This is a genomic window from Bacillus sp. T17B1 (genome assembly GCF_026796395.1).
GTDB classification, from domain to species: Bacteria; Bacillota; Bacilli; order Bacillales; family Bacillaceae; genus Bacillus; species Bacillus spizizenii_A.
The window spans coordinates 102602-123076 of sequence record NZ_JALAYA010000015.1; the positions used below are offsets into that span (position 1 = coordinate 102602).

The 20475-nt window shown below is 44.9% G+C and carries 15 protein-coding genes and 2 pseudogenes; 16 read left to right on the forward strand and 1 reads right to left on the reverse strand.

Annotated elements, in window-relative coordinates; all coding sequences use genetic code 11:
* Positions 1 to 80 precede the first annotated feature (80 nt).
* Positions 81 to 3745: pseudogene (locus MOF34_RS08655) on the forward strand (5'-nucleotidase C-terminal domain-containing protein).
* Positions 3742 to 4338, forward strand: a complete 597-nt coding sequence (gene srtA, locus MOF34_RS08660) for a sortase SrtA (protein WP_268399810.1) — start codon at positions 3742 to 3744, stop codon at positions 4336 to 4338. The pseudogene MOF34_RS08655 and the gene srtA overlap by 4 nt, the downstream one beginning before the upstream one ends.
* Positions 4339 to 4368: 30 nt before the next feature.
* Here srtA and MOF34_RS08665 read toward each other — a convergent pair whose 3' ends face one another.
* Positions 4369 to 5277 (reverse strand): RluA family pseudouridine synthase, encoded by a 909-nt coding sequence (locus MOF34_RS08665; protein ID WP_268399811.1) that lies wholly within the window; start codon positions 5275 to 5277, stop codon positions 4369 to 4371.
* Between the two features lie 110 nt (positions 5278 to 5387).
* On the opposite strand from MOF34_RS08665, the gene MOF34_RS08670 reads away from it, so the two are divergent.
* The 14 genes and pseudogenes from MOF34_RS08670 (at position 5388) to MOF34_RS08735 (ending at position 20461) form a co-directional block, all read left to right on the forward strand.
* Positions 5388 to 5783 carry a YhcU family protein gene (locus MOF34_RS08670; RefSeq protein WP_268399812.1) on the forward strand — a complete coding sequence of 132 codons (396 nt, stop codon included), beginning with the start codon at positions 5388 to 5390 and terminating at the stop codon, positions 5781 to 5783.
* Positions 5784 to 5920: 137 nt separating this feature from the next.
* On the forward strand, positions 5921 to 6343 hold the full coding sequence (locus tag MOF34_RS08675; protein WP_014113165.1) for a CBS domain-containing protein: 423 nt from the start codon (positions 5921 to 5923) through the stop codon (positions 6341 to 6343).
* Positions 6344 to 6468: 125 nt separating this feature from the next.
* Entirely contained in the window at positions 6469 to 7128 is a 660-nt protein-coding gene (locus MOF34_RS08680; RefSeq protein WP_019713763.1) for an HAD family hydrolase, read from the forward strand.
* Between the two features lie 15 nt (positions 7129 to 7143).
* A complete protein-coding gene (locus tag MOF34_RS08685) occupies positions 7144 to 8685 on the forward strand; it encodes a carbon-nitrogen hydrolase family protein (protein WP_019713764.1) in 1542 nt (513 codons plus the stop codon).
* A 112-nt stretch (positions 8686 to 8797) separates the two neighbouring features.
* Positions 8798 to 9712, forward strand: coding sequence for an AEC family transporter (locus tag MOF34_RS08690; protein ID WP_019713765.1), 915 nt, complete (start codon positions 8798 to 8800; stop codon positions 9710 to 9712).
* A gap of 158 nt (positions 9713 to 9870) precedes the next feature.
* Positions 9871 to 11208, forward strand: coding sequence for an aspartate aminotransferase family protein (locus MOF34_RS08695; RefSeq protein ID WP_268399820.1), 1338 nt, complete (start codon positions 9871 to 9873; stop codon positions 11206 to 11208).
* A 28-nt stretch (positions 11209 to 11236) separates the two neighbouring features.
* A pseudogene (gene glpP / locus MOF34_RS08700) lies at positions 11237 to 11813 on the forward strand (glycerol uptake operon antiterminator GlpP).
* A gap of 170 nt (positions 11814 to 11983) precedes the next feature.
* Entirely contained in the window at positions 11984 to 12808 is an 825-nt protein-coding gene (gene glpF, locus MOF34_RS08705; RefSeq protein ID WP_268399821.1) for a glycerol uptake facilitator protein GlpF, read from the forward strand.
* 18 nt (positions 12809 to 12826) lie between these two features.
* Positions 12827 to 14317 (forward strand): glycerol kinase GlpK, encoded by a 1491-nt coding sequence (glpK, locus tag MOF34_RS08710; protein ID WP_268399822.1) that lies wholly within the window; start codon positions 12827 to 12829, stop codon positions 14315 to 14317.
* 141 nt (positions 14318 to 14458) lie between these two features.
* Positions 14459 to 16126, forward strand: a complete 1668-nt coding sequence (gene glpD / locus MOF34_RS08715) for a glycerol-3-phosphate dehydrogenase (protein ID WP_268399839.1) — start codon at positions 14459 to 14461, stop codon at positions 16124 to 16126.
* Positions 16127 to 16258: 132 nt separating this feature from the next.
* Positions 16259 to 18004: a phosphoglucomutase gene (gene pgcA, locus MOF34_RS08720; RefSeq protein WP_268399823.1), complete on the forward strand. Its 1746-nt coding sequence runs from the start codon at positions 16259 to 16261 to the stop codon at positions 18002 to 18004.
* A gap of 149 nt (positions 18005 to 18153) precedes the next feature.
* Positions 18154 to 19296 (forward strand): GAF domain-containing sensor histidine kinase, encoded by a 1143-nt coding sequence (locus MOF34_RS08725; protein WP_019713772.1) that lies wholly within the window; start codon positions 18154 to 18156, stop codon positions 19294 to 19296.
* Positions 19293 to 19940 (forward strand): response regulator transcription factor, encoded by a 648-nt coding sequence (locus MOF34_RS08730; protein WP_268399824.1) that lies wholly within the window; start codon positions 19293 to 19295, stop codon positions 19938 to 19940. The genes MOF34_RS08725 and MOF34_RS08730 overlap by 4 nt, the downstream gene beginning before the upstream one ends.
* Positions 19937 to 20461: an NADPH-dependent FMN reductase gene (locus tag MOF34_RS08735; protein ID WP_268399825.1), complete on the forward strand. Its 525-nt coding sequence runs from the start codon at positions 19937 to 19939 to the stop codon at positions 20459 to 20461. The genes MOF34_RS08730 and MOF34_RS08735 overlap by 4 nt, the downstream gene beginning before the upstream one ends.
* Positions 20462 to 20475 lie beyond the last annotated feature (14 nt).

Sequence of the window (20475 nt, forward strand, 5' to 3'; positions counted from 1 at the left end):
CGAATTCCTCCTTTTTTTTCAGATCAGCTATATTTTCTGTCAGTCTGCCGTGATTTATGCAGAAGCCTGAAAGGAATTATATGCTGTTTGTCGAAATGATAAGCAGACAAAGTCGAAGTGTATCTTAAGGGAGGAAAAAACAATGAGGCGTATTCTGCATATTTTGTTGATCACGGCATTGATGTTCTTGAATGTAATGTACACGTGCGAAGCCGTAAAGGCAGCTGAACCGCACCAGCCGATATCGGTTGAGAAGGCAATACAGCAAAAAGAAGGTCAGGCGCTTGTCGAAGGATACGCTGTCGGACAGGCTGTTTCCCCGCGGAACTATAAGCTGACAAGCCCTTTTTCAAATGATTATAATGTCGCACTGGCAGACAGTAAAAACGAGACATCGTCCGATCACATCCTTCCCGTACAAATCCCCTCTGCCTTCAGAAGCCAATTTGGGCTGCAAACAAATCCGCTTCTTCTTGGAAAAAAGATGACTGTTCAAGGAAAGCTTGAAGATTATTTTAACACGACAGGACTTAAGAACGTTCAGTCAATGGAATTAAATGATGATACGACATCTCCTCCGGCTGAACAGCCAGTCACAATAAATGAAGCGCGGGGGCGGCTGAATGAAGAAGTAACGATAAAAGGGGTCGTCACTGCTGATCAAAGTGCGATCGGAGGCGGAAAGCTGTCAACCTTTATGCAGGATGATACCGGAGGCATTAACATTTATTCGCCCTCCCCTAAATCATTTCCCGAATTAAAAGAAGGCATGGATGTCACAGTAACAGGGAAAATCACGACATACCAAGGGCTGACAGAAATCGTTCCAAACTCGTCAGGCATCAAAATCAACCAGTCAAACCAACCTATCCCTGCTCCTATACATTTAACAATAAATGAACTGATTAACAGCAGTCTTGGTGATCAGTTTGAAGGTCGCCTTGTGACATTAAAAGCATTTGTTTCCTCTATTCCAAATTCTCCTGCCGGCGGCGGTTACAATGTCACGATGATTGATGAAGACCATCATGCGATGACGCTCCGGGCTATGACTGAAACAGGTGTGATTGGCGAACTTGATGAAGGCAAATGGTATGAATTTACCGGTGTGTTAAGCAGATACCAATCCTTTCAGCTGCTACCGCGAAAATCGTCTGACCTGAAGCTGCTTGAAGAACAGCCCGCACCTCCGGCTGTGGAGGGTGAATATGAAGGTATTGTTGACCGGGTTGTTGACGGCGATACCATTCATCTTAAAACTCCAGTACTTGGAACGACAAAAATCAGGTTTGTAAATGTAGATACACCTGAAACGTATCACACACCCAAAAATGAAGCAGACGAAAATCAATTACGATTTGGCAAAAAAGCATCTGACTATCTAAAAACGGTTTTGTCCCCAGGAGATAAAATTACTGTCAAGGTCGGAAGTGAAGCCAAGGACAACTATGGCAGACTTCTTGGACAGGTCATAACCGAATCGGGCTCAAATGTGAACTTAGAGCTTGTGAAAAATGGCTATGCTCCGACGTATTTTATTTGGCCGGTTGACAATGAAGAGGATTATCAGCAGTTTCAAGCTGCCGTAGCTGCTGCGAAAAAAGAGAAAAAAGGAATTTGGAATGAAGACGATCCCCTCTTGGAAATGCCGTTTGAATTTAGAGCCAGAGAGCAGGGAAAAGGCCTGACAAGATATGTGGGAGATTCTTCAAATAAAACATATGTACATCCGGCTGACTGGAAGCAGGTTGCTGTGGAAAACAGAATTTTCTTCACCTCAGCAAGTGAAGCGGAGAACGCAGGATATAAAAAGAGGCAAACGGCACCTCAAGAAAATGTGCCGCTTCGAATTCTCAGCATGAATGATTTGCATGGCAAAATTGATCAGCAATATGAGCTTGATCTCGATGGGAACGGAACTGCAGACGGCACATTTGGGCGCATGGACTATGCTGCCGCATATTTGAAAGAGAAAAAGGCCGAAAAGAAAAACACACTGATTGTGCACGCTGGAGATATGATCGGAGGCAGCTCTCCAGTTTCATCTCTTCTTCAAGATGAACCGACTGTAGAACTGATGGAGGACATCGGATTTGATGTCGGAACTGTAGGTAACCACGAGTTCGATGAAGGTACGGATGAACTGCTAAGGATCCTAAATGGCGGAGATCACCCGAAAGGCACAAGCGGATATAATGGACAGAACTTTCCTCTAGTATGCGCTAATTGTAAAATGAAATCTACAGGAGAGCCCTTTTTGCCGGCATATGACATCATAAACGTGGAGGGCATACCCGTTGCTTTTATCGGGGTTGTCACACAGTCGGCCGCGGGTATGGTCATGCCTGACGGAATAAAAAACATCGAGTTTACAGATGAAGTAACAGCAGTGAATGAGGCGGCCGAAGAGCTGAAGAAAAAAGGCGTGAAGGCCATCGCGGTTCTCGCGCATATGTCAGCCGAACAAAACGGTGCCGCAATTACCGGTGAATCTGCTGATCTTGCAAACAAAACAGATTCCGAAATCGACGTCATTTTTGCAGCGCATAATCATAAGGTTGTTAACGGTGAAGTGAATGGAAAACTGATTGTTCAGGCGTTTGAATATGGAAAAGCGATAGGTGTTGTTGATGTAGAGCTCGATAAAACGACAAAAGACATTGTCAAAAAGTCAGCCGACATCGTATATGTCGATCAAAGTAAAATAGAACCGGATGCCAGCGCGTCAGCCATTTTAAAGAAATACCAAACAATGGCTGAGCCAATTATCAGCGAGGTTGTCGGCGAAGCGGCTGTTGATATGGAAGGGGGGTATTCAAATGACGGTGATACGCCTCTAGGAAACCTCATTGCGGATGGCATGCGAGCGGCCATGAAAACGGATTTTGCTCTTATGAATGGCGGCGGAATTCGGGAAGCGCTGAAGAAAGGTCCCATTACGTGGGGAGATCTTTACAATATCCAGCCATTCGGAAATGTGTTAACGAAGCTTGAGATTAAAGGAAAAGACTTAAGAGAGATTATCAATGCGCAAATCTCGCCGTTTTTTGGGCCTGACTACAGCATCAGCGGGTTTACGTATACGTGGGACAAAAAAACCGGAAAAGCTGTCGATATGAGAATGGCAGATGGCACCGAGATTCAGCCTGATGCCACATATACATTGACAGTCAACAATTTTATGGCGACAGCAACAGGCACTAAATATCAGCCAATCGGATTGCTTGGGAAAAATCCGGTAACAGGGCCTGAGGATTTGGACGCAACAGTTGAGTACGTAAAAAGCTTTGATGAGCCTATTGTGTATACAAAAGAGGGAAGAATTAAACTAGCTGAAGCAATTGGCATTGAAGACCCAGTAACAGAAGACCCAGTAACAGAAGACCCAATAACAGAAAACCCAGTAACAGAAGCCCCAGTTACGGAAGAGCCGGTTAAAGAGGATCCAGAGCCTGGGGAAGACCAGACTGATATAAAAGAAACTCCAGGTACTGTGCCAGTTCATCAGCTGCCGCCTTCAGACATGTTGAGATTAGGTGAAAAGCCGAGTGGTGAAAGAAAAGCTAACACTGCCGGCAAGATCAGCACATTGTCTTTACAAAACGGAACTTCGAAAGGCGGGTCTGAACATCAGCTTCCAGATACTTCAGCAGGCCATTATAACTTTATGGTAATCGGTGCGGCGGTCACACTGTCAGGAACTTATCTATATGTCAGAAGAAAAAGGAGCGCCTCCAGAACGTGAGAAAGGTTATTCCACTCGTCATCATTGTGGTCGGTCTTGTGATCATAGGCTATGGGGGCTTTAAATTGATCGATACGAATATGAAGACCGAACAGACATTAAAAGAAGCAAAACTGGCGACTAAAAAGTCGCAGGAAGCTTCTGATACGAAACAAAGCGCAGGTCAAGCAGGGAACAAAGCATCATTTAAGCCTGAGACCGGCCAAGCGAGCGGCATTTTAGAAATACCTAAAATCAACGCAGAGCTTCCGATCGTTGAGGGTACCGATGCAGATGATTTAGAAAAAGGTGTCGGCCATTACAAGGACAGCTATTATCCTGACGAAAACGGGCAAATTGTGCTGTCGGGACATCGGGATACCGTGTTTCGCCGGACGGGGGAGCTGGAAAAAGGGGACAGGCTTCGTATAATCCTGTCATATGGAGATTTCACATATGAAATTGTGAAAACAAAAATTGTCGATAAAGATGACACATCCATTATTACGCTCCAGCATGAAAAGGAAGAGCTCATTCTGACGACCTGCTATCCGTTTTCATATGTCGGAAACGCCCCAAAGCGGTATATTATATACGGAAAACGAGTCACTTAAAAAGCCGCAGTCAATTCCTGCGGCTTTTCTTCATGAAAAATATGTGTCGTACAGGTTTTCTATATCAACTGGGAAAGGCGCTTCGGCAACAATCAGCTCGCCGGTTATCGGGTGAACAGCTTGTACCTTTTTGGCGTGCAGCGCCTGTCTGTTTAGCAGCTTGCTCCCGCCTCCATAGAGCGCATCTCCTGTCAGCGGATGGCCAATGCTCGCCATATGAACACGAATTTGGTGTGTTCTGCCTGTTTCTAGCTCCAATTCTACGAGCGTCAGTCGCTCTTTCGCATTGCTTGCAATTACATTGAAATGCGTGACAGCTGTTTGTCCGCTTAGTGAAACCCGGCGTCTTGTCGGGTGTGATCTGTCTCTGCCGATCGGTGAATCAATTGTACCTTTTTTTGCTTTTAGGTTTCCTTCAACCATGGCGGTATACGTGCGCTTTAGCGTCTTTTTCTCTAACTGCTGATCCAGGATGGCGTGTGCCAAACGATGCTTGGCAAAAACGATTGCGCCAGACGTATCCTGATCAAGACGATGGACGTGGCGCACCTTGCCTATTTCCCCATTCACCTGATAATGGTAAGCAATCAAATTAGCCAGTGTGCCGGTTTGGCCATCCTCATTTGGATGCGTTGGTATGCCCGAAGGCTTATTGACGATCAGCATATGATTGTCCTCAAATAAAATATCAAGATCTCCATACTCTGGTATGACGGATGATTCTTCACTTTCCTGAAGGTCAATGAACACACGGTCTCCTTTTTTGACGATAACATTATTTATGACGGATTCGTGATTGACCTTTACCTGATGATGGGACATCCAGTCTTGAATCACGGGTTTAGAGGCTTTAAGCGCTGTTTTCAGTACAGAAAACAGCCATTGGCCATCTTGTTTTTCATTGATGAGGAGCTCAAGCCCTCTGCCTTTTTGTTTCATGCTAATTGGCTCCTTTTCGAAGCAGAAGGCTGCTGTTTCTCATAGGAAACACTTACCTTAGCTTTCGTGTTTTTTTCTGTGCTATTCTTGATTAAGACTTAGGATATTCGATGGCAAGAAAGGTGATTGACGTGAGAATTGTGAACGCAGCAACTGCAGAACAGGAGAGCGTTATCAAGGAGCTGTCAATGGAGCTGATCCATGATGTTTTTCCTTTTTATTTCTCCGAACTGGACATTCAGCGCTTTAAAAAGAAAGGCGTTCTGTCTTTCAATAACCATTATTACCAAGGAACATTAAAAGAAGCATTTCAAATCATGGCTTGTCTCCAAATGATACATATTATCCTGACAAAGCCTTCACCGCACACTGATTTGAATAATCAAGAGATTTTTGATAGAAACAGCAAAATGCTGAATGATTTTGGGATTTATTTTCCGTTTGCTTTTTCTGACTTTCAAACGAAGACAAACAAAGCCTTTTTCGGCAACAGAAGGCTGATATAATTAGGCAGCAAGAGCTTTTTCATCTTCAGAAAAGCTCTTTTTTGTATCAGAGAAATCATATCATAAAACCTTTCCTCTAACTCCCTTTTTAATCGGCACGTGTCTGAACATACTAATGATTGAAAGGGGTGCTGACAATGAGTTCAGTAAGAAATACAATGACAACGCAGGTGGCAACCGTCTCTCCGAATCAAACGATTCAGGAAGCGGCTTCTCTCATGAAACAGCATAACGTCGGGGTAATTCCCGTTGTAGAGCAAGGTGTTTTAAAAGGAATGCTGACTGACCGTGACATTGCATTAAGAACCACAGCTCAGGGCCGAGATGGCCAGACACCCGTTTCAGAAGTGATGTCAACAGACCTCGTATCGGGAAATCCTAATATGAGTCTGGAAGACGCGTCACAGCTGATGGCCCAGCACCAAATCCGCCGCCTTCCTATTGTAGATCAAAACAATCTAGTCGGGATCGTTGCGCTTGGAGACCTGGCAGTCAATCAGATGTCGAACGAGTCTGCTGGAGAAGCGCTGACAAACATTTCTCATCAAAACATTCATTAATAAGAAAGAGCTTGCGGTGTGCAGGCTCTTTCTTCACATAAACCTTACTTTTTGAAAGCAGGCATGTTTCGGGGTATAGTGAGTGTATACATATGTCTTAATTCGGATTAAAGGAGTTGTACGCAGTGATTAAAGCGTTAATTTTTGATTTTGACGGACTGATTCTTGATACAGAAACACACGAATATGAAGTCCTTCAGGAAATATTTGAGGAACACGGCTCAGTCCTGCCGTTATCCGTCTGGGGAAAGGTCATTGGAACAGCCGCGGGATTTCGGCCGTTTGAATATTTAGAAGAGCAGATCGGCAAAAAGCTGAACCATGAAGAGCTGACAACATTGCGAAGAGAACGGTTTGCGAAACGCATCGAAACAGAAAAAGCAAGACCGGGTGTCGAGGCGTATCTGAATGCGGCAAAGGATTTAGGCTTAAAAGTAGGCCTTGCCTCCAGCTCTGATTATAAATGGGTATCGGGCCATTTGAAGCAAATCGGCCTGTTTGATGATTTTGAGGTCATTCAAACGGCGGATGATGTGGAAGAGGTGAAGCCGAATCCTGAACTGTATTTATTGGCCGCAAAGAATTTGGGCGTATCACCATCAGAATGTCTCGCGTTTGAGGATTCGGTCAATGGTTCGATTGCTGCGAAAAGAGCGGGCATGAAGTGTGTCATCGTCCCGAATAAAGTAACAAGCACCTTGATGTTTGAAGATTATGATCACAGGCTTGAATCAATGGCGGAGATGGAACTCGCCTTATTGCTTGATCATCTGAATAAACACTAGAGAGGAGCGAGTAGATTGTCTGAGAAATTAGATTTGACCCGTTTTGAAAAGAAAATGGTCATTCGCAATATCGAAGAGAAAGACATTGACAAGATTATCGATCTTCAAAAGGACAGCTTTCCAGGAATGGAGCCTTGGAAGCGGGAGCATTTAATCAGCCATCTGGAACACTTTCCCGAAGGGCAGTTTTGTGCAGAATTTGAAGGTGAAATTATCGGTTCGTGCTCAAGTCTCCTGATTAATTTTGATGAATATGATGACCGCCATACGTGGCAGGACATTACAGATGATGGTTACATCACCAACCATAATCCAGACGGCTTAAATATGTACGGAATTGAGGTCATGGTGCATCCGAAGTACAGACGAATGAAGATCGGCCACCGTTTGTACGAGGCGAGAAAGGACTTGGCCAGACGCTTAAATCTGAAAAGCATCATTATAGGAGGTCGGATCCCGAACTATCATAAATATGCAGAAGAAATGACGGCGAGAGAGTATGTTGAACAAGTAACCCGCCACCAAATTTACGATCCGGTCCTATCTTTTCAACTGATGAACGGCTTTACCCTTATGCGGATTAATCCGAATTATCTCCCGGATGATACAGCTTCGATCAAATATGCGACGCTGATGGAATGGAATAATGTCGATTATCTTCCGCAGCAGACAAAACGTTATTATAAATCGGCGTTCCCTGTGAGAATCTGTGTGATCCAATATGAAATGAAGAAAATTTATTCCTTTGAGGAATTTGCGAATCAAGTGGAATACTACGTCGATGTCGCTTCTGACGCGAGATCTGATTTTGCGGTGTTCCCGGAAATTTTCACAACCCAGCTCATGTCTTTCCTTGAGGAACGGTCACCGAGCTTGGCGATACAGAGAATTACCGAGTATACGGAAGATTACATTAGCCTATTTACTGATTTGGCCGTGAAGTACAACGTCAACATTATCGGCGGATCTCATTTCGTTGAAGAGGAAGGCAAGATTTATAATATCGCTTACCTGTTCAGACGGGACGGAACGATTGAGAAGCAATATAAACTCCATATTACGCCGAATGAACGTAAATGGTGGGGAATCAGCGCCGGAGACCAGGTTCGCGTGTTTGATACGGATTGCGGAAAAATCGCGATTCAAATCTGTTATGACATTGAATTTCCTGAGCTCGCCCGGATTGCGGCGGATAAAGGCGCAAAGATCATTTTTACGCCATTTTGTACAGAAGACCGCCAAGGCTATTTGCGTGTCAGATACTGTTCGCAGGCTAGAGCAGTTGAAAATCAAATTTATACGGTTATCTCAGGAACGGTTGGAAACCTTCCGCAAACGGAAAATATGGATATCCAATACGCTCAGTCAGGCATCTTTGCACCATCAGATTTTGAATTCGCCAGAGACGGTATTGTCGGTGAAACAAATCCGAATATCGAAATGGTCGTCATCGGCGATGTTGACCTGGAAATTCTCAGAAGGCAGCGCCAAAACGGTACGGTGCGCCAGCTAAAAGACAGACGGCGAGATGTTTATCATATTCAATATAAAAAATAATCCCGAAACCCGCCTGGAATTGGCGGGTTTTTTAAAAGAAAACGGAATTGAAACGATTACGCGCTTTCTTTAAAATAAAAGTAAATTGTATATTGGAATAGAAGGTGCCCTTATGGAGTTTCTGCTTGTTTTAGTTCCTGTTTTCGGAATTTTCGCAATTGGTTATATCGGACAGAAAACGCTTGGCTTTGATATTCAAACACTGTCCAAAATGTCATTATACTTAATGTCTCCGTTTCTGGCGTTAGATACGTTTTATACGAATAAACTGACGATGGATTATGTCTATCTTTCCATTTTTGTGCTGGGGCTTTGCTTGATTCTTGTTCTATTTGTCTACTTTTTATCTTTCTTTCATAAGTACCCGAATCAAGATCGTTGTGCCATGATCCTATCATCCGCTTTTATGAATAACGGCAATTACGGGACGCCTGTTGTTCTGCTGGTGTTTGGGACAGCCGGGCTGGACACGGCTGTTGTGTTAATGGTGCTGCAGCAGTTAATCATGAGCACTATTGGCATGTATTATGCGGCAAAAGGAGGTTCGAAGGAAGGCGGATTTAAAATGGTCATGGCCCGGGTCATCCGTATGCCTGTTGCGTATGGTGCACTTTTAGGCGCAATACTACAGCTTACGCGTATTTCAATTCCTAAAGAGATAATGACGGGTATTGAACTGGTCGGAAATGCGGCCATTCCGACGATTATGATCATACTTGGCATGCAGCTTGCACTGATATCTTTTAAGCATATTGAATACAGAAAAATTTCTTATGCATTGCTTTTAAAGCTGATGGTATCTCCGGTAATTGCGCTTGGCTTCACGTTTATCTTGCCGGTGGATGACATGACAAAACAAATCATGATTCTCGTCGCCGCTATGCCGACAGCTGCCAATACGACTTTAATGGCTGTCCAGTTTAATACAAGGCCGGAAGTCGTTTCGAGCGCGACCTTTATCAGCACGATGCTGAGTATTGTCACCTTGCCTGTTTTGCTTTGGATGCTGCATCCTCTTTCAACTTGAGAAAGAGGAAGTTTTATTATTTCCTGGGTTTATTGACTCCAACCCCGTCTGGCTTTATATTGAAGGCAGGGAAATCATCACCAAGACATCACATAAGAATAGGTCTGTTTCAATTGAATTGGCACTTTAGTGAACGCTAATGAAATGGAGATGATGGGATGGAAAACATTCAGCAAAATCAGGAAATAAAGCAAAAAGATGAGCAATTTGTGTGGCATGCTATGAAGGGAGCGCATCAAGCGGACAGCCTGATTGCCCAAAAGGCCGAAGGAGCCTGGGTGACCGACATAGATGGACGCCGCTATTTGGATGCAATGTCCGGTTTGTGGTGTGTCAACATTGGTTACGGGAGAAAAGAGCTTGCGGAGGCTGCCTATGAGCAATTAAAGGAGCTGCCTTACTACCCGTTAACGCAAAGTCACACACCGGCGATTCAACTGGCGGAAAAGCTGAATGAATGGCTTGGCGGCGATTATGTCATCTTTTTTTCCAATAGCGGATCGGAAGCAAATGAAACTGCTTTTAAAATCGCCCGCCAATACCATCTGCAAAACGGCGACCACAGCCGTTATAAATTCATCTCTAGATACAGAGCGTACCACGGCAACACATTGGGAGCGCTCTCAGCTACCGGCCAGGCGCAGCGAAAATATAAATATGAGCCTTTAAGCCAGGGGTTCCTGCATGCAGCTCCTCCAGATGTATACCGGAATCCAGAGGATGCGGACACGCTAGAAAGCGCAAATGAAATTGACCGCATCATGACATGGGAATTAAGCGAAACGATTGCCGGGGTCATCATGGAGCCCATCATTACAGGCGGAGGCATCTTAATGCCGCCGGAAGGATATATGAAGAAGGTGGAGGACATTTGCCGCCGTCACGGAGCTCTTTTGATTTGCGATGAAGTCATCTGCGGGTTCGGACGGACAGGCGAGCCGTTCGGATTTATGCATTATGGTGTGAAGCCTGATATCATTACGATGGCAAAGGGAATCACCAGCGCGTATTTGCCATTGTCAGCGACTGCTGTTAAACGGGACATTTTCGAAGCATATCAAGGTGAAGCTCCCTATGACCGTTTCCGCCACGTAAACACGTTCGGCGGAAGTCCGGCTGCCTGTGCATTGGCGTTGAAAAACCTGCAAATTATGGAGGATGAACAGCTGATTCAGCGATCCCGCGACCTTGGGGCAACACTTTTGGGTGAGCTTCAGGCTTTAAGAGAGCACCCGGCAGTCGGAGATGTTAGAGGGAAAGGACTGCTGATCGGAATCGAGCTCGTCAAAGATAAATTGACAAAAGAGCCGGCTGATGCCGGTATAGTAAACCAAGTGGTTGCGGCGTGCAAAGAAAAGGGGCTGATCATCGGCAAAAACGGCGATACAGTCGCCGGCTACAACAACGTCATCCAGCTCGCGCCGCCATTTTGCCTGACAGAAGAGGACCTTTCCTTTATCGTGAAAACGGTGAAAGATAGCTTCCAGACGATTTAATAAAAGTGATTTGTTAAAGGAGCACACGATGAGTTTTCACAACCAGCCCATTTTACCGGCTATTCGCAATATGAAGCAATTTGATGAGTTTTTGAACAGTTCATTTACCTACGGTGTTATTCTTGATATTCATCTCGGCCAGCTAAAAGGCGTAATCAGAGAAGCGCAAAAGCACGGAAAGAACATGATGGTACACGTCGACCTCATTCAAGGAATTAAGCATGACGAATACGGAGCCGAGTTTATTTGCCAGGACATCAAGCCCGCTGGTATTATTTCCACAAGATCAAACGTGATTGCCAAGGCGAAGCAGAAGAAAATTTATGCGATTCAGCGCCTGTTTCTGCTTGATACAAGTGCGATGGAGAAAAGCATGGAGTTTGTCGGCAAGCATAAGCCCGACTTTATTGAAGTGCTGCCCGGCATCGTCCCATCACTCATTCAAGAAATTAAAGAGAAAACGGGAATTCCCATCTTTGCTGGCGGTTTCATTCGTACGGAAGAGGATGTAGACAAGGCCTTGAAAGCAGGGGCTGTAGCTGTTACAACATCTAATACCAAATTATGGAAGAAGTATGAAAACTTTTTGAACGGAAAGTGATTGACACCGCTTTCATTCACTGATACAATAGCACTAGGTTAATACAATGTGATGGAGAATCCGGAGACCCACAGCAGCTCTTTACGGTAAATGTTTATGCACCCGTAAAGCGGTTTGTTGTGGTTTTTTTATTCTCTATCATACTTCTTAATCGCAACTTAGGAGGAATTATCTATGACAGCATTTTGGGGAGAACTAATCGGTACGATGCTGCTTGTTATTTTTGGTGCAGGTGTTTGTGCAGGAGTCAATTTAAAGAAATCGCTTTCATATCAATCTGGCTGGATTGTTGTTGTATTTGGATGGGGGTTGGGTGTGGCAATGGCAGCTTATGCGGTCGGCGGCATCAGCGGAGCCCATCTTAATCCCGCGTTAACGATAGCATTTGCTTTTGTTGGTGAATTTCCGTGGAATGAAGTACCGGTTTACATTGCGGCGCAAATGATTGGGGCGATCATCGGTGCGGTGATTATCTATCTGCATTACCTGCCTCATTGGAAGTCAACGGATGACCCCGCTGCCAAGCTGGGTGTTTTCTCAACAGGCCCGAGCATTCCGCATACATTTGCAAACGTTTTAAGTGAAGTGATCGGGACATTTGTCCTTGTGCTTGGAATCCTGGCCATTGGGGCAAATCAATTTACAGAAGGGCTTAATCCTTTAATCGTCGGTTTCCTCATTGTAGCGATCGGTATTTCTCTAGGAGGAACCACAGGATATGCGATTAATCCGGCCCGTGACTTAGGTCCGCGGATTGCACACGCTTTTCTTCCGATCCCAGGTAAGGGATCATCAAACTGGAAGTACGCATGGGTTCCGGTAGTCGGCCCGATTTTGGGCGGCTCATTCGGCGGCGTATTTTACAATGCCGCATTTAAAGGGCACATCACATGCAGTTTCTGGATTGTAAGCGTTGTATTGGTTGTGGTATTGTTAGGACTCTATGTCTATACGAAATCACATTCTGCTAAAACATTATCAAATTCAGAATATATGTAATCAAAGGGGAGACATCTTATGGAAACGTACATTTTATCCTTAGATCAGGGGACGACAAGTTCAAGAGCGATTCTGTTTAACAAAGAAGGCAAAATCGTTCACTCCGCTCAAAAGGAATTTACACAATACTTCCCGCATCCAGGCTGGGTTGAGCATAATGCGAATGAAATTTGGGGATCAGTGCTCGCTGTTATTGCATCAGTCATTTCTGAATCGGGCATCAGCGCTTCTCAAATTGCCGGCATCGGCATTACGAATCAGCGTGAGACGACGGTTGTGTGGGATAAGGATACAGGAAAGCCTGTCTATAATGCAATTGTTTGGCAGTCCAGACAGACGTCGGGCATTTGTGAGGAACTTCGTGAAAAAGGATATAATGATAAATTCAGAGAAAAAACTGGTCTTTTAATCGATCCATACTTTTCTGGCACGAAGGTGAAATGGATTTTAGACAATGTGAAAGGCGCAAGAGAAAAAGCGGAAAAAGGCGAGCTGCTGTTTGGAACGATTGATACATGGCTCATTTGGAAAATGTCAGGCGGAAAAGCGCATGTGACCGATTACTCCAATGCCTCCAGAACGCTGATGTTTAATATTTACGATTTAAAATGGGATGAAGAACTGCTCGACATCCTAGGCGTTCCGAAATCCATGCTGCCTGAAGTGAAGCCGTCTTCCCATGTGTATGCGGAAACTATTGATTATCACTTCTTCGGACAAAATATCCCGATAGCGGGAGCGGCGGGTGACCAGCAGTCCGCACTGTTCGGCCAGGCGTGCTTTGAAGAAGGCATGGGGAAAAACACATACGGCACTGGATGTTTCATGCTGATGAATACAGGGGAAAAAGCAATTAAGTCCGAACACGGGCTTTTGACAACAATCGCTTGGGGCATTGACGGAAAAGTTAACTATGCGTTAGAAGGAAGCATTTTTGTCGCAGGTTCTGCCATCCAATGGCTGAGAGACGGATTGAGAATGTTCCAAGATTCTTCGCTTAGTGAATCTTATGCAGAGAAAGTGGATTCAACTGACGGCGTATATGTTGTTCCGGCATTTGTCGGATTGGGAACGCCATACTGGGACAGCGACGTGCGCGGTTCGGTTTTCGGCCTGACAAGAGGGACAACAAAAGAGCACTTTATTCGTGCGACACTGGAGTCATTGGCTTATCAGACAAAAGATGTGCTTGATGCAATGGAAGCTGATTCAAACATTTCGTTAAAGACGCTTCGTGTAGACGGAGGGGCTGTGAAAAATAATTTCCTGATGCAGTTCCAGGGGGATCTTCTGAATGTTCCTGTTGAGCGTCCGGAAATTAATGAAACAACTGCGCTTGGTGCAGCTTATTTGGCAGGTATTGCTGTGGGATTCTGGAAGGACCGTTCTGAAATCGCGAACCAGTGGAATCTGGATAAACGGTTTGAACCTGAGTTAGAAGAAGAAAAACGAAATGAACTGTATAAAGGCTGGCAAAAAGCCGTCAAAGCAGCTATGGCTTTTAAATAAAATCATAATATGATATAATAGTTACAAGTTAATAAGAACGGTCCTGAGATGAGGAGAGACCACAGCACCAAAGTGTAAGCATGCACTTTGGCTGTTGTGGTCTCTTTTTCTATTTACACACCGTGACAACAAGGAGGAGCAATAATGAAACAACAATTCTCAAGTCTTGAAAGAGACCGCATGCTGACAGACATGACGAAAAAAACCTATGATCTATTTATTATCGGAGGAGGAATTACAGGAGCGGGAACAGCTCTTGACGCGGCATCAAGGGGAATGAAAGTCGCGCTTAGCGAAATGCAGGATTTTGCGGCGGGAACATCAAGCCGATCAACCAAATTGGTTCATGGCGGCTTGCGCTATTTAAAACAATTTGAAGTGAAAATGGTTGCTGAGGTAGGGAAAGAGCGGGCGATTGTTTATGAAAACGGCCCGCACGTCACTACACCGGAATGGATGCTCCTTCCGTTTCATAAAGGCGGCACATTCGGTTCATTCACAACCTCTATCGGTTTAAGAGTTTATGATTTCCTGGCAGGTGTGAAAAAATCAGAACGTAGAAGCATGCTTTCGGCAAAAGAAACGCTGCAAAAAGAGCCATTGGTGAAAAAAGACGGCTTAAAAGGCGGCGGGTACTATGTGGAATACCGCACTGACGATGCAAGACTGACAATCGAGGTCATGAAGGAAGCAGTCAAATTTGGGGCAGAGCCTGTGAATTATTCCAAAGTGAAAGAGCTCCTTTATGAAAAAGGGAAAGCAGTTGGCGTATTAATTGAAGACATGCTGACAAAGAAAGAATATAAAGTGTACGCGAAAAAAATTGTCAATGCGACAGGCCCTTGGGTAGACCAGCTCAGGGAAAAAGACCATTCAAAAAACGGAAAGCATTTGCAACATACAAAAGGCATTCACCTTGTATTTGACCAGTCTGTTTTTCCGTTAAAACAGGCAGTATATTTCGATACACCTGACGGCCGTATGGTATTTGCGATTCCCCGTGAAGGTAAAACATACGTGGGAACAACAGACACCGTTTACAAAGAGGCGCTGGAGCATCCGCGAATGACAACGGAGGATCGTGATTACGTCATCAACTCAATCAATTACATGTTCCCGGAACTGAATATCACTGCGAATGACATCGAATCCAGCTGGGCGGGGCTGCGTCCGCTGATTCATGAAGAAGGCAAAGACCCTTCAGAAATTTCACGGAAAGACGAGATTTGGACATCTGACTCAGGCTTGATTACCATCGCCGGCGGGAAGCTGACAGGATACAGAAAAATGGCGGAGCACATTGTCGATCTTGTGCGTGATCGCTTAAAAGAAGAAGGCGAAAAGGATTTCGGTCCATGTAAAACGAAAAACATGCCAATCTCAGGAGGGCACGTCGGCGGTTCGAAAAATCTCATGTCCTTCGTTGCTACGAAAACAAAAGAAGGAATCGCAGCCGGTTTATCAGAAAAAGATGCAAAACAGCTGGCGATCAGATACGGCTCCAATGTAGAGCGAGTATTTAACCGGGTAGAAGCACTGAAAGATGAGGCTGCGAAACGTCACATTCCGGTTCATATTCTTGCTGAGGCAGAATACAGTATAGAAGAAGAAATGACTGCAACACCTGCTGACTTCTTTGTCCGCAGAACGGGACGTTTATTTTTTGATATCAATTGGGTAAGAACATATAAAGATGCCGTTATTGATTTTATGAGCGAGCGATTCCAATGGGATGAGCAGGCGAAAAACCAACATACAGAAAACCTCAACAAGCTTTTACACGATGCGGTTGTACCGCTCGAACAATAAATCATAACGGGCTGTCTTTCAGCCCGTTATTTCTTTTTATGTGCCGAAAGTGCCAGACCTCAGGTTATCAAGTGACAGAGGCACCCGCTTCATATAAAATAATGGCATAAGCTGATACATAGGAGGACGAATATGACTTGGAGAAAGAGCTATGAACGTTGGAAACAGACAGAAAATTTAGATTCGGAACTGAAAGAGCGCCTCATTGAATTAGAGGGGAATGAACAGGCTCTTGAGGACTGTTTCTATAAAAATCTTGAATTCGGTACCGGAGGAATGCGCGGAGAAATCGGCGCCGGGACGAATCGGATGAATATTTACACTGTGCGCAAAGCATCAGCCGGGTTTGCGGCATACATCTCGCAGCAAGGTGAGGAAGCGAAAAAACGGGGCGTTGTCATTGCTTATGATTCCCGCCATAAATCGCCGGAGTTCGCGATGGAAGCGGCAAAAACACTTGCGACACAAGGCATCCAAACATACGTATTTGATGAGCTTCGCCCGACACCAGAGCTGTCATTCGCTGTCAGACAGCTGAACGCCTATGGGGGAATTGTGGTGACGGCAAGCCATAACCCGCCTGAATATAACGGCTACAAAGTATACGGGGATGACGGCGGCCAGTTGCCTCCAAAGGAAGCGGACATCGTCATTGAGCAGGTAAACGCGATTGAAAATGAGCTGACGATCACAGTCGCCGATGAAAACGCGTTAAAAGAAAAGGGCTTAATCAAGATCATCGGTGAAGAGATTGATAAAGTCTATACAGAAAAATTGACGTCCATTTCCGTTCATCCTGAATTATCCGGAGAAGTAGATGTAAACGTCGTTTTCACACCGCTGCATGGAACTGCGAATAAACCGGTGAGACGCGGTCTTGAAGCACTCGGCTACAAAAATGTAACGGTTGTCAAAGAACAGGAACTGCCGGATTCAGACTTCTCTACTGTTGCCTCTCCAAACCCGGAAGAGCATGCGGCATTCGAATATGCTATTAAGCTCGGGGAGGAGCAGAACGCAGATATTCTTATCGCAACAGACCCGGACGCTGACCGTCTCGGTATAGCAGTAAAAAACGAACGAGGCGAATATACAGTACTGACAGGAAACCAAACCGGTGCGCTGCTGCTTCATTACTTGCTTTCTGAAAAGAAAAAACAAGGCATCCTGCCTGAAAATGGCGTTGTACTCAAAACAATTGTCACAAGTGAAATCGGGCGTGCGGTTGCTTCTTCGTTCGGCCTTGATACGATTGATACGCTGACAGGCTTTAAGTTTATCGGTGAAAAAATTAAGGAATACGAGGCATCAGGCCAATACACCTTCCAATTCGGTTATGAAGAGAGTTACGGTTACTTAATTGGGGATTTTGCCCGCGACAAGGACGCTATTCAGGCAGCGCTTTTGGCAGTTGAGGTTTGCGCGTTTTATAAAAAACAAGGGATGTCATTGTATGAAGCGCTCATCAAACTCTTTAACGAGTACGGTTTTTACCGTGAAGGACTGAAATCACTAACGCTGAAAGGAAAACAGGGAGCAGAGCACATTGAAGCGATCCTTGCTTCCTTCAGACAAAATCCGCCGCAAAAAATGGCCGGTAAACAGGTTGTGACAGCCGAAGACTACGCTGTAAGCAAACGAACGCTTCTGAAGGAAAACAAAAAAGAAGCGATCGACTTGCCAAAATCAAATGTACTGAAATACTTCTTGGAAGACGGGTCTTGGTTTTGCCTTCGTCCTTCCGGAACTGAGCCGAAGGTCAAATTTTATTTCGCCGTAAAAGGAACCTCTTTAGAAGACAGTGAAAAGCGTCTTTCCGCTCTTTCTGACGATGTAATGAAGACGGTAGATGACATTGTAGAGGATACAGCAAAATAATTTGAGTATAGCTGGATCATTGTAAATGATCCGGCTTTTTTCTTTTTCTCATACAAAAGTATGAAAGGAAATCCTCCTTCAAGCGAAGTAGAGACATACAAAAAACTGGTATAATCTTAAATAACAAGACCATTGCCGGAGTGAGAAACGTGACCAAAACGAGGATGGAAAAATTAAAAACGCTGAAAACAATTGCCGAAACCTTAAACCAAGGGCACGATGTCAAAGCAACACTGGATGAGGTTTTAAAAGAATTGCTGAGTCTGACGAACCTTCAATCCGGCTGGATTTTTCTGATCGAAGAAGACGGGTCCTATACGTTAGCAGCCGACGCTTATCTGCCCCCGGCTTTAAGCAGTAAGGAAAAAGTGCTGATGTGCGAAGGGGAGTGCTACTGCCTGACAAAATTCAATAACGGAGGGCTTAGAAGGGCGGCTAATATAATGAACTGCAAGCGCATAGAATCAGCTAAGGAACTGCACTGTTTTGACACAGAAGGGATTACGCATCATGCAACTGTGCCCTTAGAAGGCGGGGACAGGAGATTCGGGTTGTTAAATGTAGCAGCAGCCGGAAAAACCATGTTTGATGAGGAAGAGCTGCATTTACTGGAATCTGTCGCCTTTCAGATCGGAACGGCGATTCAGCGTATAAAGCTTTCTGAATATAAACAAAAAAATGCTCTTTTAATGGAGCGCAACCGCCTCGCCCAGGAGCTTCACGATTCTGTCAATCAAATGCTGTTTTCCGTCAGTTTAACAGCCAGAGCGGCAAAGACACTGACAAAAGATGAGAATTTGCAGCAGATGATTGAATTCATTCAAAATCTATCACAGGACGCGCTCGCAGAGATGAAAGCGTTAATTTGGCAGCTTCGCCCCGGAGGATTGGAAAAAGGGCTGTCTGAAGCCATTAAAAGCTATGGCGCGCTGATTGGATTGAATGTCATTTTTACACAAAAAGGCTGTCCTATTCTTACCGATGAGCAGGAGCATATGCTGTGGCGTGTTGTTCAGGAAGCTTTAAATAACTGTAAAAAGCACGCCGGAACTGATACGGTGTATGTCAGTCTGACTGCTTCTTCGTGCCATGCGGAGCTGTGTATCATCGACCATGGGGCAGGGTTTTGCTATGAAGCACATGAAGGTCTGCCTACACTCGGCATCAAGGGGATGAAAGAACGGGCGGAAAAAGCCGGCGCGGAGTTTTTGATTGAGTCAGAAATTGGAGCGGGGACAAATCTGTCCATTAGGCTTCCGCTTACCAATCGGAAAGGAAGGACAGTGCAATGAAAATTGTAATTGCGGATGACCACCATGTTGTCAGAAAGGGGCTTCGTTTTTTCTTTGCCACCCAGGGTGATTTTGAAGTTGTTGGCGAGGCGGCTACCGGAGCAGAGGCTCTTCGTGTCATCGAAGAGACAAAACCTGATCTTGTGCTGATGGATCTGTCTATGCCTGAGATGGACGGCATTCAAGCGATAAAAAAAGCAGTAAAGCAATTTCCGGGGATCAATATCATTGTGCTGACGAGCTACTCCGATCAGGAGCACGTCATCCCCGCGCTTCAGGCAGGTGCGAAGGCGTATCAATTAAAGGATACGGAACCCGAGGAATTGGTGAAAACACTAAGACAAGTGCATGCCGGCCAATACAAGCTTTCTTCAGCTATTATGCCCCATGTGCTGACACATATGAAAAATCAGCATGATCCGGAAAAAGAAAAATTTTATCAATTAACACGCAGGGAAAAGGACGTTCTAAACGAAATTGCGAACGGGAAAAGCAATAAAGAAATCGCGGCAGCTTTGTTTATATCAGAAAAAACAGTGAAAACCCATGTGTCAAATCTTTTAGCGAAGCTTGAAGTGGCCGATCGCACGCAAGCAGCGCTTTTCGCAGTGAAATATAACCTGAATGGAGAGATCACGAAATGAACATGTTAGTCATAAACGGTACGCCTAGAAAACATGGAAGAACGAGAATTGCCTCATCCTATATTTCAGCGTTGTATCATACGGACTTAATTGACCTAAGCGAGTTTATATTGCCGATTTTTAACGGTGAAGCGGAGCAATCCGAACTTTTGCAGGTACAGGAGCTTAGGCAGCGCGTCACTAAAGCAGATGCAATTGTCTTATTATCTCCTGAATATCACAGCGGCATGAGCGGCGCTTTAAAGAATGCGCTTGATTTTCTAAGCAGCGAACAATTTAAATATAAGCCCGTGGCATTATTGGCAGTGGCGGGAGGCGGAAAAGGCGGCATCAACGCGCTGAACAATATGAGAACGGTAATGCGGGGTGTCTACGCCAATGTCATTCCGAAGCAGCTCGTGCTTGATCCGGTGGACATTGATATTGACAATGCAACAGTGACGGAAAATATAAAGGCCAGCATAAAAGAGCTTGTCGAAGAACTCGGCCAGTTTGCAAAAGCAGGAAATCCCGGCGTCTGAACGCCGGGATTTGT

What these genes read in the sequence shown, in the direction of transcription:
- MOF34_RS08730 (WP_268399824.1), top strand. Translation starts at nt 19,293, where the DNA reads ATGAAAATTGTAATTGCGGATGACCACCATGTTGTCAGAAAGGGGCTT.
- pgcA (WP_268399823.1), top strand. Translation starts at nt 16,259, where the DNA reads ATGACTTGGAGAAAGAGCTATGAACGTTGGAAACAGACAGAAAATTTA.
- MOF34_RS08665 (WP_268399811.1), bottom strand. Translation starts at nt 5,277, where the DNA reads ATGAAACAAAAAGGCAGAGGGCTTGAGCTCCTCATCAATGAAAAACAA.
- glpK (WP_268399822.1), top strand. Translation starts at nt 12,827, where the DNA reads ATGGAAACGTACATTTTATCCTTAGATCAGGGGACGACAAGTTCAAGA.
- glpF (WP_268399821.1), top strand. Translation starts at nt 11,984, where the DNA reads ATGACAGCATTTTGGGGAGAACTAATCGGTACGATGCTGCTTGTTATT.
- MOF34_RS08695 (WP_268399820.1), top strand. Translation starts at nt 9,871, where the DNA reads ATGGAAAACATTCAGCAAAATCAGGAAATAAAGCAAAAAGATGAGCAA.
- MOF34_RS08690 (WP_019713765.1), top strand. Translation starts at nt 8,798, where the DNA reads ATGGAGTTTCTGCTTGTTTTAGTTCCTGTTTTCGGAATTTTCGCAATT.
- MOF34_RS08735 (WP_268399825.1), top strand. Translation starts at nt 19,937, where the DNA reads ATGAACATGTTAGTCATAAACGGTACGCCTAGAAAACATGGAAGAACG.
- MOF34_RS08670 (WP_268399812.1), top strand. Translation starts at nt 5,388, where the DNA reads ATGGCAAGAAAGGTGATTGACGTGAGAATTGTGAACGCAGCAACTGCA.
- MOF34_RS08675 (WP_014113165.1), top strand. Translation starts at nt 5,921, where the DNA reads ATGAGTTCAGTAAGAAATACAATGACAACGCAGGTGGCAACCGTCTCT.